The organism is Nonomuraea rhodomycinica (genome assembly GCF_013363995.1).
Taxonomy (GTDB): Bacteria; Actinomycetota; Actinomycetes; order Streptosporangiales; family Streptosporangiaceae; genus Nonomuraea; species Nonomuraea rhodomycinica.
In genome coordinates this window covers 342,519-357,683 of the sequence record NZ_JABWGO010000009.1, presented here as the reverse complement: position 1 = coordinate 357,683, position 15,165 = coordinate 342,519, and the positions used below count along the sequence as shown (strand labels likewise).

Annotated in this window: 13 protein-coding genes; 8 read left to right on the top strand and 5 right to left on the bottom strand. The window is 72.3% G+C overall.

Translation table 11 applies throughout. The annotated features are described in order from the left end of the window. Positions 1 to 86: 86 nt before the first annotated feature. Together HT134_RS31720 and HT134_RS31715 are read left to right on the top strand one after the other, a co-directional pair. Positions 87 to 758, top strand: a complete 672-nt coding sequence (locus HT134_RS31720; RefSeq protein ID WP_175604128.1) for a hypothetical protein — start codon at positions 87 to 89, stop codon at positions 756 to 758. Between the two features lie 51 nt (positions 759 to 809). After that, positions 810 to 1,376, top strand: a complete 567-nt coding sequence (locus tag HT134_RS31715; RefSeq protein ID WP_175604127.1) for a thymidylate synthase family protein — start codon at positions 810 to 812, stop codon at positions 1,374 to 1,376. Here the strand turns inward: HT134_RS31715 and HT134_RS31710 are convergent. Next, positions 1,345 to 2,784, bottom strand: coding sequence for an MFS transporter (locus tag HT134_RS31710; RefSeq protein ID WP_175604126.1), 1,440 nt, complete (start codon positions 2,782 to 2,784; stop codon positions 1,345 to 1,347). The genes HT134_RS31715 and HT134_RS31710 overlap by 32 nt on opposite strands. Positions 2,785 to 2,826: 42 nt before the next feature. Then, a complete protein-coding gene (locus HT134_RS31705) occupies positions 2,827 to 3,549 on the bottom strand; it encodes a class I SAM-dependent methyltransferase (protein WP_175604125.1) in 723 nt (240 codons plus the stop codon). 146 nt (positions 3,550 to 3,695) lie between these two features. On the opposite strand from HT134_RS31705, the gene HT134_RS31700 reads away from it, so the two are divergent. The 3 genes from HT134_RS31700 (at position 3,696) to HT134_RS31690 (ending at position 6,623) form a co-directional block, all read left to right on the top strand. Further along, positions 3,696 to 5,069 carry an LCP family protein gene (locus HT134_RS31700; protein ID WP_246365905.1) on the top strand — a complete coding sequence of 458 codons (1,374 nt, stop codon included), beginning with the start codon at positions 3,696 to 3,698 and terminating at the stop codon, positions 5,067 to 5,069. A 148-nt stretch (positions 5,070 to 5,217) separates the two neighbouring features. Continuing rightward, on the top strand, positions 5,218 to 6,204 hold the full coding sequence (locus HT134_RS31695; protein WP_175604124.1) for an ATP-binding protein: 987 nt from the start codon (positions 5,218 to 5,220) through the stop codon (positions 6,202 to 6,204). Between the two features lie 32 nt (positions 6,205 to 6,236). Then, positions 6,237 to 6,623, top strand: coding sequence for an SCO5389 family protein (locus tag HT134_RS31690; protein WP_175604123.1), 387 nt, complete (start codon positions 6,237 to 6,239; stop codon positions 6,621 to 6,623). A gap of 45 nt (positions 6,624 to 6,668) precedes the next feature. Here the strand turns inward: HT134_RS31690 and HT134_RS31685 are convergent, their stop codons facing one another. The 3 genes from HT134_RS31685 to HT134_RS31675 are packed head-to-tail and all read right to left on the bottom strand — an operon-like array spanning position 6,669 to position 9,345. After that, positions 6,669 to 7,706 (bottom strand): LLM class flavin-dependent oxidoreductase, encoded by a 1,038-nt coding sequence (locus HT134_RS31685; RefSeq protein WP_175604122.1) that lies wholly within the window; start codon positions 7,704 to 7,706, stop codon positions 6,669 to 6,671. A 9-nt stretch (positions 7,707 to 7,715) separates the two neighbouring features. Next, entirely contained in the window at positions 7,716 to 8,387 is a 672-nt protein-coding gene (gene rnhB, locus HT134_RS31680) for a ribonuclease HII (RefSeq protein ID WP_175604121.1), read from the bottom strand. Positions 8,388 to 8,409: 22 nt separating this feature from the next. Beyond that, entirely contained in the window at positions 8,410 to 9,345 is a 936-nt protein-coding gene (locus HT134_RS31675; protein WP_175604120.1) for a LysR family transcriptional regulator, read from the bottom strand. Positions 9,346 to 9,424: 79 nt separating this feature from the next. Here HT134_RS31675 and HT134_RS31670 point away from each other — a divergent pair, with 79 nt between their 5' ends. The 3 genes from HT134_RS31670 to HT134_RS31660 all read left to right on the top strand — a co-directional run bounded on the left by HT134_RS31670 (position 9,425) and on the right by HT134_RS31660 (position 14,986). After that, the gene (locus HT134_RS31670; protein ID WP_175604119.1) at positions 9,425 to 10,711 is read left to right on the top strand and encodes a pyridoxal phosphate-dependent aminotransferase; all 1,287 of its coding nucleotides are present in this window, start codon (positions 9,425 to 9,427) and stop codon (positions 10,709 to 10,711) included. Between the two features lie 152 nt (positions 10,712 to 10,863). After that, the gene (locus HT134_RS31665; protein WP_175604118.1) at positions 10,864 to 11,508 is read left to right on the top strand and encodes a GNAT family N-acetyltransferase; all 645 of its coding nucleotides are present in this window, start codon (positions 10,864 to 10,866) and stop codon (positions 11,506 to 11,508) included. Between the two features lie 358 nt (positions 11,509 to 11,866). After that, a complete protein-coding gene (locus tag HT134_RS31660) occupies positions 11,867 to 14,986 on the top strand; it encodes an AfsR/SARP family transcriptional regulator (RefSeq protein ID WP_175604117.1) in 3,120 nt (1,039 codons plus the stop codon). The last annotated feature ends 179 nt before the right edge of the window (positions 14,987 to 15,165 follow it).

The window sequence follows — 15,165 nt, the reverse complement described above, 5'->3', positions numbered from 1 at the left end:
AATTGTTGGAATGATTGGCAGGAATCCCCGGCGGATCCGCGAAAGTGTGCTCATACTGGAGGCAGCTTGGCCCTACAGGAGCATTCATGCGGAAGACACCCCCTCGCATGACGCCGGAGGAAGAGCTGCCGGCAGGTCAGTTCCTCCAGCTCGCCGCAGTGGACTTCACCGGCATCTACAACGTCCACCTCGCCGCCAAGGACGAGCGGCTGAAGATGACCAGACTGGGGATGAGCCTGCTCTCGGGCCCGTTCCTGGCCACCATCGCCCTCACCAGCGCCAAGGTCGTGGACCCGCGCAGCCTGACCTCCTGGACCACCGTGCCGTGGTACCTGTTCGCGCTGGTGACGGCGTTCGGGCTGCTCAGCGTGCTGCCGTTCCTGCGGCTGATCGAGGCGGTGAACGCGCACGCCCGCACGGCCCGGGCGATCAACAACTTCCGGCTCCTCTACGCGACCCGGCTCAAGGACGAGCTGGACTGGTCGCCCAACCTGCCGGTGGACCCCCGCTTCCCCGAGACCTTCGCACCGCTCGCCTGGCCCGGGATCAACGTCATGATGCTGGCCGTCGCCAACAGTCTCTACCTCGTGGCCGGCGTCACCGGCCTCAGCGGCCAGGCGCCCGACCCGATCCTGCTGACCACGAGCGTCGCGCTGGTGGCGCTGGTCCACTACTCGATCTACTACGTGCGCTGCAACGTCACGCGGCGGCGCCGGCTGCCCCGCAACCCGTACCAGTTCCCGAACGTGGAGACCTGAATGCCCGGCCCTGCGATGTGGGCGTCATGTGGGGAGGCGTGGATCTGGCTGATGCGCCATGTGTGGACGGAGGGCGCGCTCGGCGACGACGACCGCGGCCCCGTCATGGAGGGGCCGCCCGTGCTCTTCGAGATCGCCCAGGTGCGGCGGGACGACCCGGTGCTGGAGAGGTACGGCGACACGGACCGGCTCGCGCTCTACTGCCGCAAGTTCACCCAGGACACGATCGTGCCCCCGTTCAAGTACAGCTACGGGGCCCGGATCAGGGGCCAGCTCGCGTGGGCGGTGGACCTGCTGCGCACCAAGCCGTACAGCAAGAGCGCCTGGATCTCGCTGACCGCGCCGGGCGAGCCGTACGACTCGGTGCCGTGCCTGAGCGGGCTGGCCTTCCGCATCCGGGACGGCGGGCTGGTGATGACGGCGGCGTTCCGGTCGCAGAACGCGTTCACCAGCTACCTGAACTACGTGCCGCTGTCGGACGTCCAGGCCGGGGTGGCGCGCAGCCTCGGCCTGGACTGCGGTCCGATGCGGGTGTTCGTGGACGTGCCGCACCTCTACCTGTCCGACAGCACGCACGTGCTGCGCGTCATGCGGCCGTGTCTACCGAAGTTGCTGTGAGCGGCGCGGCGATCTCCTCCAGGCCCTTCTGCTCGGCCTTGACCCCGAGGAACAGCTCGACGATCCCGGCGGCGATCATGATGACGGCGCCGATCGTGAACGCCAGCGCCGTGTCACCCGGCACGCCGGTCTCGACCAGTCCGGCGAAGACCAGCGGACCGGCGATGCCGCCCGCCGCGGTGCCGATCGCGAAGAAGAACGCGATCGCCATCGCCCTGGTCTCCATGGGGAAGATCTCGCTGACCGTCAGGTAGGCCGAACTGGCACCGGCCGAGGCGACGAACAGCACCGCGCACCAGCAGGCGGTCAGCGTGACGGCGTTGAGCACGCCCTGGTCGAACAGCCAGGCCGTGCCGAGCAGCAGCACCCCGGAGCCGATGTAGGTCGCCGAGATCATCGGCACCCGGCCGACCGTGTCGAACAGCCTCCCCAGCAGCAGCGGGCCGAGGAAGTTGCCGATCGCGATCACGGCGAAGTAGTAGCCGGTGTGCGTGTCGATCTTGTAGAACGTGGACAGGATCTGGGCGTACCCGAACGTGATGGCGTTGTAGAGGAACGCCTGCCCGATGAACAGCGACAGCCCGAGGATCGTGCGCTTGGGGTAGCGCGCCACCATCGTGTGCGCGATCTGCACGAAGCCGATCGACCTGCGCTGGTGGATGGTGACGGAGCCCCTGGGGTCCGGCAGGTCGCCGCCGACGTGCTCCTCGATCTCGCCGACGAGCTGCTCGGCCTCCTGGCCGCGGCCGTGGATGAACAGCCAGCGCGGGCTCTCGGGCACGTGCCGCCGCACGAGCAGGATGGCCACGCCGAGCACCACGCCGAGGCCGAAGGCGACGCGCCAGCCTATGTTGACCGGCAGGTCGTTGAGCAGCGGCACGGTCAGCAGGGCGCCGCCCGCCGCGCCGAGCCAGTAGCTGCCGTTGATGATGATGTCGATGCGGCCGCGGTGGCGGCTCGGGATCAGCTCGTCGATGGCCGAGTTGATGGCCGCGTACTCACCGCCGATGCCGAACCCGGTCATGAACCTGAACAGGAAGAACCACCACGCGTCGAAGGAGAAGGCCGTCATCAGCGTGGCCACCAGGTAGACGACCAGGGTGACGAGGAACAGCTTCTTGCGGCCGAACCTGTCGGTCAGCCAGCCGAAGAACAACGCGCCCAGGCACGCCCCGGCCACGTACAGGGCCGCCGCGGTCCCGGCCACCTGCGCCTGGCTGATGTCCAGGCCGCTGCCCGGCTTGGCGAGCTGGGCCGACAGGTTTCCCACGATGGTGACTTCGAGGCCGTCGAGGATCCAGACGGTGCCGAGTCCGATGACGATCATCCAGTGCCAGCGTGACCACGGCAGCCGGTCCAGCCGTGCGGGCACCTTGGTGGTGATTGTGCCGGTATCCACGTCCTTCATGAAGAGAACCTGGTACCCACCAGGCCGATCACAAACGTCGGCTCACCCGACGGCTACGGGCTTGCGGGCCTCCAGCATCCACGTCCTGAACCACGGCCCGCCGTACCAGAACCGCCAGCCGAGGTCGCGCCTGCGGACGTCCACGACGCCGAGCTCCCGCAGCGTCCGCTCGTACGCGGGGGTGTGCTTGAAGTCGGCGAGCAGCAGCAGCCCGCCCGGCCGCAGCACCCGGTGGGCCTCCCTGACGGCCCGCGCGCGGCCCTCGGCGTCCGGGATGTTGTGGACGGCCAGGCTCGACACGACCACGTCGAACGAGGCGTCCTCGAACGACAGCTCCCGCATGTCGCCGGTGACCAGGTCCACGCTCACCCCCTCCGCCTCGGCGTTGGCCCGGGTGACGCTCTCGTCGTTGCCCGACTGGTCGCGCGAGCGCCAGAGGTCGAGGCCGGTGGCCCGCCCCTCCGGCAGCCGTCCGGCGGCCAGCAGCAGCACCGCGCCGCGCCCGCAGCCGAGGTCGAGCAGCCGCTCGTCGCCCTTGAGCCGCTGCAGTTCCTCGGCCCACACGGCGAACTTGCCGCGCCGGGTCGTGTAGAGGTAGCTGGCCGCGCTGGCGGAGGTGTAGAGGCCGCCGAGCAGGAAGGCGACCCCGGCGACCGGGACATCCTGCATGAAGGACGTCACCGCGAGCACCAGCACCACGACGGCTCCGAACACGAGGCCCAGCAGGGCCGCCGGAGCGTCGAACCCGTAGCGTCCACGTCTCATATTCACGTTATATCTCGATCTCGCGTTATATCGCAATCTTGGTTTGACCGGGAATTGGTACGACACTTCCCCTGACCCGCCCTCATTCGACGACAAACCGTCTCTAACGTGGAAGACAGATGCGCAAAATGGGGGGTTGACCAGGGATGACGACCGGAGACCGCAGTTTCGGCCCCGGCGCGGCGATCGCGCTGACTCTCGGATCGGCCTTCCTGTGGGGGGTGGCCCATGTCGCCACCGACCGCCGCAAGACCGGCTTCGCGCTCATGGTGACGCACGTGCTGCTGCTCGCCGTGGTCATCACCGCCGTGACGGCCTTCGGCACCCAGGTCCTGGCGCTGGCCGTGCAGCCGTTCTGGCTGACCGCCCTGTCCGTCGCGCTGGCCGTGGTCGCGCTCGCCTGGTCCGCGGTCATCGTCCGATCGTTCCTGCTGGTACGGCCCGAGCCGGCCAACTCCGCGGGCCGCGTCCTCACCACGGCCTTCACCGCCGCCCTGTGCGCGCTCGTCCTGGCGCCGACCGCCTACGCGGCCCGGCTGGCCTACCTGTCGCGCGACGTGGTCGACTCGATCTTCACGGCCGAGATGACCCCGATCGTGGCCGACGACCCGTGGAACGGCGCGACCCGGATCAACTTCCTGCTCATCGGCGCCGACTCCGCGCCCGGCCGGCCCGGGGTGCGCACCGACAGCGTGACCGTGGCCAGCGTCGACACCGCGACCGGCGACACCACGCTGTTCGGCCTGCCGCGCAACCTGGAGCAGGTGCAGATGCCGCGCGGCCCGGCCCGCCAGCGCTTCCCGAACGGCTTCTCCGGCGACGGCCCCGACACGCCCGGCCTGCTCAACGAGATCTTCCAGTACGCCGAGGACTACCCGGAGATGGTGCCCGGCGTGCGCCACGGCCAGCGCGGTCCCACCCTGCTCAAGCAGACCGTCAGCGGCATCCTCGGCATCCCGGTGACGTACTACGCGATGGTCGACATGAAGGGCTTCGCGCAGATCATCGACGCCATGGGCGGGGTGAAGGTCACCATCAAGCAGCCCATCGTGTACGGCAAGTACCGCGAGGGGCACCTGGCCGCCGGCACCCGCAAGCTGTCCGGCCAGGAGGCGCTGTGGTTCGGCCGCTCCCGCACCGACAGCGACGACTACGTGCGCATGGGCCGCCAGAAGTGCCTGCTGTACGCCGTCGCCAAGCAGGCCGATCCGGTGACCGTGCTCAACAGCTTCGAGAAGCTGGCCGCGGCCACCAAGCGCGCGATCTCCACCGACGTCCCGAAGAACCTGCTGCCGCCGCTCATCGAGCTGTCGGACCGGGTGAAGGACGCGCGGATCCGGAGCCTCAGCTTCGTGCCGCCGCTGATCAACACGGCCTCGCCCGACTGGAGCCTCATCCGGGCCAAGGTCGCCAAGGCGCTGGCCGACCGGCCGGCCGTGCGCGGCCCGGCCCGCCCCAAGGCCCCCGCGGCCGCCCAGGGCTACGACCGGCCGATCGCGCTGGACGCCGCCTGCCACTGAGCGGAACCCGCGCTCCGCGTCCCACAGCGCCCCTCGGGCTTCGGCCCGGGGGGCGTCCGCGCGTTTCCGCCCTCACGGCGGCGGCCGTTGTGGCATCATGGGCGTCACCTGGGAACGACAACGGTTTTCATAATCATCAGGAGCTATCGTGAGGGTGGCCTTCGTCGGCAAGGGCGGCAGCGGCAAGACGACGATGTCGGCCCTGTTCGCCAGGCACGTGGCGAGCCAGGGCGGCCCGGTGGTCGCCATCGACGCCGACATCAACCAGCACCTGGCGCTGGTCCTGGGCGCGGGCGAGAGCCCCGAGCCGCTCGGCGCCCGTCTCGACGAGATCAAGGACTTCCTGCGCGGCGACAACCCGCGCATCCCCTCGGCCGAGGCCATGGTCAAGACGACCCCGCCGGGGCGCGGGTCGCGGCTGCTGAGCTTCGAGGACCTCGCCGCCTCGCCGTACGCGGTGACCACGCCCGACGGCGTCAGGCTGCTGGCCACCGGCCCGTTCGGCGAGGACGACCTCGGCGTCGCCTGCTACCACTCCAAGGTGGGCGCGGTCGAGCTGCTGCTCAACCACCTCGTCGACGGGCCCGGCGAGTACGTCGTGGTCGACATGACCGCCGGGGCCGACTCGTTCGCCTCGGGGCTGTTCACCCGGTTCGACCTGACGGTGCTGGTCGCCGAGCCGACCCGGCAGGGCGTCGGCGTCTACCGGCAGTACGCCGAGCACGCCGCCGGGTTCGGTGTGCGGGTCGCGGTCGTGGGCAACAAGGTCCACGGCCCCTCCGACGTCGACTTCCTGCGCGCCGAGGTGGGCGCCGACCTGGTGGCCTGGATGGAGCACTCGGCGGCCGTCCGGGCCATGGAGCAGGGCCGGCCGCTCGACCTCGCCGACCTGGAGCCGGCCAACTCCGACACGCTGGCCGTGCTGCTCAAGCAGCTGGACGCGCAGGAGAAGGACTGGGCCACCTTCGGCCGCCAGGCCGAGGAGTTCCATCTGCGCAACGCCCGGGCCTGGGCGAACGCCCGCACCGGCCGGGATCTGTCCCTGCAGATCGACCCCGGATTCACCTACGGCCCGCCGGCGACCACACGAGTGTCCCCTTCCAGCCATCTGGAGCACCACGCCGAGCGCTCATAGCGTCGGTTCGATCCCCTTCGAGAGGAGACAGCATGTCGCTGACCGTTCCGAACGACCTGCTCGACCAGGCCAGGACCGGAGAGGTCGAGGACGCGGCGTTCGTCGCCTGCGTCCGCGACTCCCTGCCCTACGCGTGGTCGGTGATCAGCGAGCTGGTCCAGCAGCGGGCGCGCGACGGAGCCGAGTTCGCCGACAACCAGGTGCCGCCGCCGTCGGAGGAGGCGCGCGGGCAGCTCCTGCGCTGCCTGGCCAGCGACGCCATGCGTGGCGCGCTGGAGCGTCACTTCGGCGTTCGGCTGGCGTTCCAGAACTGCCACCGCGTCGCGGTCTTCGACCCGGCGGCCACCGAGGCGCTGAGCGCGTTCGTCACGCCCCGCGCGCAGATCCTCAACCAGAAGCCCGAGCTGGTCGACTGCTGACCGCTCGAGCTCAGGGGTGGCGGGCCGCCCGGCCCGCCACCCCGCTCAGGGCGGGGGCGCGGCGGTCCGCACGCGGGGCAGCACCTCGGCGCCGAGCCGGCGCACGTTCTCCACGGCGCGGCGGTGGTCGCCGATCCCCTCCACCATGAGGATGACCCGCCGCACGCCCGTGGCCTCGGCCGTGGCGAGGATCGCCTCCACGCACCGGTCCGCCGAGCCGACGGGATGCACGCGGGTCAGGAAGTCCACGTACGCGGGCACGTCCCGCGCGGGGCGCCCGCGCCCGTCCACCGGCACGTAGCCGGCCAGGCCGGGCTCCAGCCAGCGCGGCATCGCCTCCTTGAGCTCCCGGACGGCCTGCCGCGTCGAGTCGGCCACATGACCCACGGCCGCCGCCACGTGCCCGCCCGACCCGGGGCGCGGCGCGTCGCACGCCGCCACGCGCCCGCCCGATCCGCGGCACAGCGCGTCGTACGCCGCCACGGCCGCCGCCTTCTCGCGGTCGTCCACGTGCATCCCGAGGAGCATCGGCAGCCCCCTGCGCGCCGCCAGCTCCAGCGTCGCCTGCGACGTGCAGGCCACCACCGGCCGCAGCCTGGCCGCGGGCACCAGGTCCACCTCCCGGAACCGGAAGAACTCCCCCTCGGCCGACACCCGGCCGTCCGACAGCGCCCGCACGAGCACGTCCAGCGACTCGCCGAAGGCCCGCTCGAACCGCTCCAGCCCGGTCCCGAACACCTCCAGGTCCACCCACGGCCCGCCCCGCCCGACCCCGAGCGTGAACCGGCCGCCCGACAGGTGGTGCAGCATGGCCGCCTGCTCGGCCAGCGCCACGGGATGCCAGGTGGACAGCACGCTGACCGCGGTGCCGAGGCCGATCCGCGAGGTGCGCCCGATCGCCACGGCGGCCAGCGTGGTCGCCGACGGGCACACCCCGTAGGTCATGAAGTGGTGCTCGGCGACCCAGGCGTCGTCGAACCCGGCCTCCTCGGCCGCCACCACCAGCTCGACGGTGTCGGCCAGCACCCGTCCGGGGTCACGGCCGGGGAAGCCCGCCGCCACGAGGAAGACGCCGACGCGCACCGGACCTCCCTAGCCGAACAGGCTGACCTGGCCCTCGCTCACCGCGGGATCGCGGTGCCGCTTGAGGTGACGCCACCGCGGCAGGTCGTCGAGGTAGGACCACGACATGCGGTGGTGCTCGGTGGGCCCGAGCCGGGCCAGCGCCTCCTGGTGGACGGGCGAGGGATAGCCGGCGTTGTCGGCGAAGCCGTAGGCGTCGCAGCCGAGCGTCGCCATGTGCGCGTCGCGCCGCACCTTGGCCAGCACGGACGCGGCGGCCACCGAGACGCTGGCCGCGTCGCCCCTGACCTCCAGGCGCACCGGCCAGGGGGCGCCGATGTAGTCGTGGGAGCCGTCGAGGATGACCGCGCCGGGCCGTACGGGGAGGGCGTCGAGGGCGCGCCGGGCGGCCCGGCGCAGCGCCTCGGTCATGCCGACCGCGTCGATCTCCTCGTGCGTGGCCTCGCCGAAGGCGATGCCGGTGGCCCACGCGCGCACCTCGGCGGCGAGCGCCTCGCGCCGGGCCGGGGTGAGCTGCTTGGAGTCGGTCAGCCCGGCGGGCGGCTCGGACAGGTCCGTGACGACCGCGCAGACGGTCACGGGCCCCGCCCAGGCGCCGCGGCCGACCTCGTCCACGCCGGCGACCGTGCTGACGCTGGGCTGGGAGAGCAGGAGGTGCTCGATGTCGTACGTCGGCGCCATAGCCGCACACGTTATCGCGCGGTCAGCGCCCGGGAGGGCCGATCGGGTCGAGGTCGGCGGCGAGGTAGCGGGCCGCCACGTGGACGGCCCGCAGCGTCACCGACACCGACGGCCGGTGGACGCTGGATCCCCGCGCCACCGCGTGGACCTCGCGCCCCACCGGGTTGCCCGGGAACTGCCGCACCGCCACCCCGCGCACCCCCGCCGCGAGCGCGAGCGCCGGCACGGCGGCGATGCCCAGCCCCTTGGCCACCAGCGACAGGATCGTCCCCAGCCCCTCGAACTCCCAGGGTGTCGGCCGCGTGCCGCCCACGTCGGACAGCAGCCGGTCCACGGCCAGGCGTGACGGCTCGCCGTCCGGGGTGGCCATCCACGGCTCGTCGCGCAGCTCGCGCAGGTCGATCGGCACGTCGGGGTCGGCCAGCCGGTGCTTGCGCGGCACCACCAGCACGAGGGGGTCGCTCAGCAGCGGGAAGACGCGCAGGTGCTCGCTGTCGTGGACGCGGCCGTACCAGTCGTCGACCAGCGCGATGTCCACCTCGCCTGACTGCACCTCGCGCATGCCCCGTCCCGACCTGCTCTGCCGCAGCCGCAGCGTCAGCTCGGTGTGGCGGCGCAGCGAGCGGGCGAGCGCCGGCGCGAAGGCCACGGCCGCCGTCGGGAACGCCGTCACCACGACGCGTCCCGAGGGCGTGCCCGCGTGCGCGGACAGGTCCGACTCGGCCTCCTCGACCATGGCGAGGATGCGCTCGGCGTGGGCGACGAGGCGGCGGCCGGCGTCGGTGAGCTCGGCGCTGCGCGCGGTGCGGTCGAGCAGGGCCGTGCCGGTCTCCCGTTCCAGGGCGACGAGCTGCTGCGACACCGCCGAGGGGCTGTAGCCGAGCGACGCGGCGGTGGCGGCGATGCTGCCGCGCCGCCCGAACTCGCAGATCAACATCAATCGCCGCAAATCGAGCATCGGTCTTCCTTACGCCTACCCACAAAAAGCCTCGCTTGTTCTGATGCAATACTGCAAGCAGGCTGGGAACGTGACAAACATGAGCATTACCCTCTCCGCCACTCTCGCCGCCAACGAGGACATCGAACGAAGACGACGCGCCGGGGAACGCGTGCTGCACCTGGCCTTCGGCGAGGCAGGTCTGCCCGTCCACCCGGCGCTGCGCGACAGGCTGGTGGCCGCGTCCGGCCGCAACGGTTACGGCCCCGTCGCCGGCGCCCCCGAGCTGCGCGCCGCCGCCGCCGGCTACTGGAACCGGCGCGGGCTCCCCACCGACCCCGGCCTGGTCCTCTGCGGGCCGGGCAGCAAGCCCCTCCTGTACGGCCTGCTCCTCGCGATCGGCGGCGACATCGTGCTGCCGAAGCCGAGCTGGGTCAGCTACGCCGCGCAGGCCGACCTGGTCGGCTCCCATCCCCTCCTCGTGCCCCCGCCCGCCGGCGAGGGCGGCGTGCCCGATCCCGGCAAGGTCGCCGAGGCGGTGCGCCGGGCCCGCGCCCAGGGCCGCGCCGTCGGTTCGCTGCTCGTGACGCTGCCGGACAACCCGACCGGCCGCCTCGCCACCCCCGAGACCATCGGCCGCCTGGTGGACGTGGCCCGCGAGCTGGACCTCCTGATCATCTCCGACGAGATCTACCGCGACCTGCTGCACGAGCCCGCCCCCGCCTACGTCTCGCCCGCCGACCTGGCGCCCGAACGCACGGTCATCACCACCGGGCTGAGCAAGAGCCTCGCCCTGGGCGGCTGGCGGATCGGCGTGGCCCGGCTGCCCGAGGGCGCGCACGACCTGCGCGCGCGGATGCTCGCCGTGGCCAGCGAGATCTGGTCGGCGCCGGCCGCGCCGGTGCAGCAGGCCGCCGCGTACGCCTTCTCCGAGCCGCCGGAGCTGGCCGAGCGCGTGGCGCTCAGCCGCCGCCTGCACGGCGCGGTCGCGCGCGCGGTCCACGCCCGCTTCGCCGCGATCGGCGCCCGCACGCCCGAGCCGCAGGGCGGCTTCTACCTCTACCCGGACCTCGGGCACCTCGGTCTCGGCGGCTCCGCCGCGGTCACCCGGCGGCTGCTGGAGGACCACGGCGTCGGCGTCCTGCCCGGTCACGCGTTCGGCGACGACCCCGACGCCGCCCGCGTGCGGGTCGCGGTCAGTCTGCTGTACGGCGAGACGGCCGAGCAACGGCTGGCCGCCCTGGACGCCTCCAACCCGGTCACGCTGCCGTGGATCTCGGCCGCGCTCGACCAGTTGTCGGACGCTCTGTCGGGGCTCGCCGAGGCCATGCCGGGGGCGGCGCGTGAACGGCGTCCGGCCCTCGTGCCGACCGCATGTCACGGTTAGGCGAAATCTTCGGCTAGAGGGGCTGCCCGAAACCCCGAATCAAGCCTCTGACCTGGGCAAACACCACATGATCCGAAACTCGCGGAACAACCGCGAAAGAAGGTGGCCGTTGCCTGGTCACAACCGGCCCGGTCAGCCCTCATCATGTGCTCATGCCCGCTCTTGTCACCCTGTCCGGGCGCCTCGTGCGCCTGGAACCTCTCAGCCCCGCGGCGATCGACGACCTCGTCGCCGCGGCGAGTGAAGACCGCTCCACGTATGCCTTCACTCGCGTCCCGAACGGCCGGGACGAGATGGCCTCCTACGTGGAGGCCGCGCTGGCTGAGCAGGCGGGGGGCCGCACGATGCCCTTCGCCATCCGGTGGCTGCACACCGATCGCCTGATCGGTGCCACCCGTCTCATGAACCTGGAGTACTGGCAGGGCCCCATGCCCTGGCCTCCGGGGACACTGGGCGCGGTGGGCGACATCCCGTCCGTGGCGGACATCGGCTACACGTGGCTGGGCGCCTCAGCCCAGGGCACGGGTGCCAACCGGGAGAGCAAGTTCCTGCTGCTCTCCCACGCCTTCGAGACCTGGAACGTCCACCGCATCACGCTCAAGGCTGATGTACGCAACGCCAAATCCCGGGCCGCCATCGAGGCCCTCGGCGCACACTTCGACGGGGTGCGGCGAGCGGAAAGCCGAGGCGCCGACGACACGGTCCGAGATACGGCGTTCTATTCCATCCTGAACTCCGAGTGGCCGGCCGTCCGTGAGCGGCTGGCGCGAAGACTCGGGCTGGTGGAGGCCGCCTAGCAACCATGTCCGCCGCAGGCCCCGCCCGTCTGATCAGGGCGGGGCCGGTATTCCAGACCCGGGAGGCATGACCGCCCCCGCGTCGTCCTGTTTCGGGGCCATGCCTCACTGACCTTCAGCATCCGCTCTGTGGCTCAACGCCCGATCAACACCGAATCAATGCCCACACCCGAAACGCCCGGCGTATTCCCCGCGAGGTAACGTACTCCCCGCATCCGAGAAACGCCCTCGCCATCTCTTCCGCGGAAGATCTCCGCGGACGGAAAGATTTACGGCGGAGGGGGCATGCCTATGTGTTAGGCAAGGTTCGCTCTATGATTTGGTAACAAATCGTTCCATTGCCCTGGAGACATACGGCATGGCAGGTCAGAGCGTCGAAGGCGGCCTTCGGTTCGCCGTGCTCGGTCCCGTGCGCGCGTGGCGTGATGGCGACGAACTCGACCTGGGCACCCCGTTGCAGCGTTCCATTCTCGGGATGCTGCTGCTGCGCGAGGGCCGCGCCGTGACGCCGACCGAGATGATCGACGCCGTCTGGGGGGACGACTCGCCCCCGAGGGCCCTCGGCGCCCTGCGCACGTACGTCTCCCGCCTGCGCACGGTCCTCGAACCCGACCGGCCCGCCCGTTCCCGTCCCGAGATCCTCACCTCCGTGGGCCGCGGCTACGCGCTGCGCCTGCCCGACGGAGCGCTCGACCTGGTCCGCTTCGAACGCGGCGTCCACGAGGCCGAGGCGGCCCGCAAGGCCGGCCGGACCTCCGCCGCGGCCGAGGCGCTGCGCTCGGCCCTCGCCCTGTTCGAGGGCGAGCCGCTGGCCGGAGCCGTCGGCCCCTACGCCGAGCACCAGCGCGACCGCCTCGTCGAGCGCCGGCTCAGCGTCGTCGAGACGCTCATGGACGTGGACCTGGAGCTGGGCTGCCACGCCGACGTGGTCTCCGAGCTGATCGCGCTCACCGCCGAGCACCCGCTGCGCGAGCGGCTGCGCGCCCAGCTCATGCTGGCCCTGTACCGGTGCGGGCGGCAGGGCGACGCGCTGGCCGTCTTCACCGAGACGCGCCAGGCGTTGATCGACGAGCTGGGCATCGAGCCCGGTCCCGACCTGACGTCCCTGCACCAGCGGATCCTGGCCGCCGACCCGGGCCTCGCCGTCGCGCCCGTCGCCGCCACGCCCGCGGCCGTCGCCGAGACCGCCGAGGAGCCGGAGCCGGTCGAGGAGGAGCACGCCCCCGAGCTGCCCCGCCCCGCCCAGCTCCCGGCCGCGGTGAGCGACTTCACCGGCCGCAAGGAGATCGCCGGGCGGCTGCGCACGCTGCTGTCGTCGCCGTCGGCGGCCGAGGGCGTGCCGGTGGCGGTGATCTGCGGCATCGGCGGCGTCGGCAAGACCACGCTGGCCGTCCACGTGGCCCACGCCGCCGGCGACCTCTTCCCCGACGGCCAGCTCTACGCCGACCTGCGCGGCTACACCGGCGAGGCGACCGCGCCCGAGTCGGCCCTCGGCGCGTTCCTGCGCGCCCTCGGCATCCCGCCCGACGTGATCCCCGAGGTGCCGGCCGAGCGCTCGGCGCTGTTCCGCTCCCTGCTGGCCGACCGGCGCATCCTCGTCCTGCTCGACAACGCCCGCGACGCCGCCCAGGTGATCCCGCTGCTGCCCGGCTCGCCCGGCTGCGCCGCCATCGTCACGAGCCGGGTCAAGCTGGCCGACCTGCCCTCGGCCCGGCTGTTCGACCTCGACGTGATGGAGCCCGACGAGGCGCTGTCGCTGTTCTCGTCCGTGGCCGGGCCGGAGCGCGTCGCCGCCGAGCACGGTGCCGCCATGGACGTGGTGGCCGCCTGCGGGTTCCTGCCGCTGGCCGTGCGCATCGTCGCCGCCCGGCTGGCCGCGCGGCCGTCGTGGACGGTGGCCTCGCTCGTGCCGCGGCTGGCCGACGAGCAGCGCCGCCTCGACGAGCTGCGCGTCGGCAACCTCGCCGTGGAGGCCACCTTCGCCCTCGGCTACGGCCAGCTCGACCCCGCCCAGCAGCGCGCGTTCCGGCTGCTGTCGCTGCCCAACGGCCCCGACATCTCGGCCGGGGCCGCCGCCGCGGTGCTGGAGCTGAGCGCGTTCGAGGCCGAGGACCTGCTGGAGTCGCTGGTCGACGCGAGCCTGCTGGAGGCGCCCGCGCCCGGCCGCTACCGCTTCCACGACCTGCTCAAGCTCTTCGCCCGGCGCATCCTGCACAAGAGCGAGACGCAGCAGGCCAAGACGCTCGCGCTGCGCCGGCTGCTCGGCTTCTACCTGGCCTCGGCGCAGTCGGCGCACCGGCTGGCCTACGAGGGCAGCCTGATCGCCGACAACCTCGCGGTGGTCGGCACGGGCCGGGTGTTCGGCGCCGCCGACGAGGCCGTGGCGTGGCTGATCGCGGAGGGCGACTCGCTGTTCGCCGCGATCAACCAGGCCGCCACCGACTCGCTCACGGCCGAGGAGCTGCTGCCGGCGGCCGACCTGCTGGTGGCCATGGAGCCGCTGATGGAGTCGGGCACCCACACCCGCGAGTTCGACCACGGCACCCGGGCCGTGCTGGCCGCGGCGCTGCGCCTCGGCGCCGCGGGGAGCGAGCTGCGCGCCCGTTACGTGCTGGGCCGGGTGCTGTTCGCCGGCAACCGGCTGACGGAGGCCGAGGAGCAGTTCAGGATCGTCCACGAGCTGTCCGTGGCGCGCGGCGAGAAGATCGTCACCGGCGAGGTCAAGAACGCGCTCGCCGTGGTGGTCGGCCGGCAGCGGCGCCACACCGAGGCGCTGTCGTGGTTCGACTCGGCCATGGACTGGTACCGGGAGAACGGCGTGCCCGCCGGCGAGGCGCTGGTGCTCAGCTACTCCGCGCGCGACCACCTCGGCCTCAACCGGCCGGAGGACGCGATCGCCGCCGCCGAGAAGGGCCTGGCCATCTTCACCGAGATCGGCAGCGGCGCCGGCACCGCCCGCGCCCGCTACCACCTCGGCATCGTGCTGTCCCGCGTGGGCCGCCTCACCGAGGCCGTCCACCACCACGCCGAGTGCCTGGCGTTCTTCCGGGCCAGCAAGCAGCGCGTGTGGGAGCAGCGGGTGTGCTCGCGGCTGGCGGAGACGTTCATCGCGGCCAGGCGCTACCCGGAGGCGGTCCGCCACGCCGAGCAGGCGCTGGTCATGTCGCGGGAGATCGGCCACCCGTACGGCGAGGCGCTGTCGCTCACCGTGCTCGGCAAGGCGCTCAGGGGCCTCGGCAGCACGACGCGCAGCGTCGACTGCCTACGCCAGGCCTTCGACATCTTCGCCAGGCTCGGCGCCCCCGAGGCCGGGGACCTCAAGGCCCTCCTCGACTCCGCCCCGGTCACGGAGCCCGCCGCCCGGCCCGTCCCCGAGCCGGTCTCCGACCCCGCCATCGACCCCGCCGTCGACCCTGCCATCGGCCCCGCCGTCGGCCCCGCCGTCGAACCCGCCGTCGAACCCGTCGTCGAGCCCTGAGTACAGCGCGTCGTCCAGTCGCGTCATCCACACATGGTTGATCAAGGCTGTCCTTAGGGAGTCACCAGACCAGTGGTGCAGCCCGGCCGGTCATCTCGGTCGCCGCGCCTCGCCAGGGGGCCCGGATGTCGGGTCGCTCGGCACGGCGGCCGGCCGCCTCACATCGACGACCGGCCGGA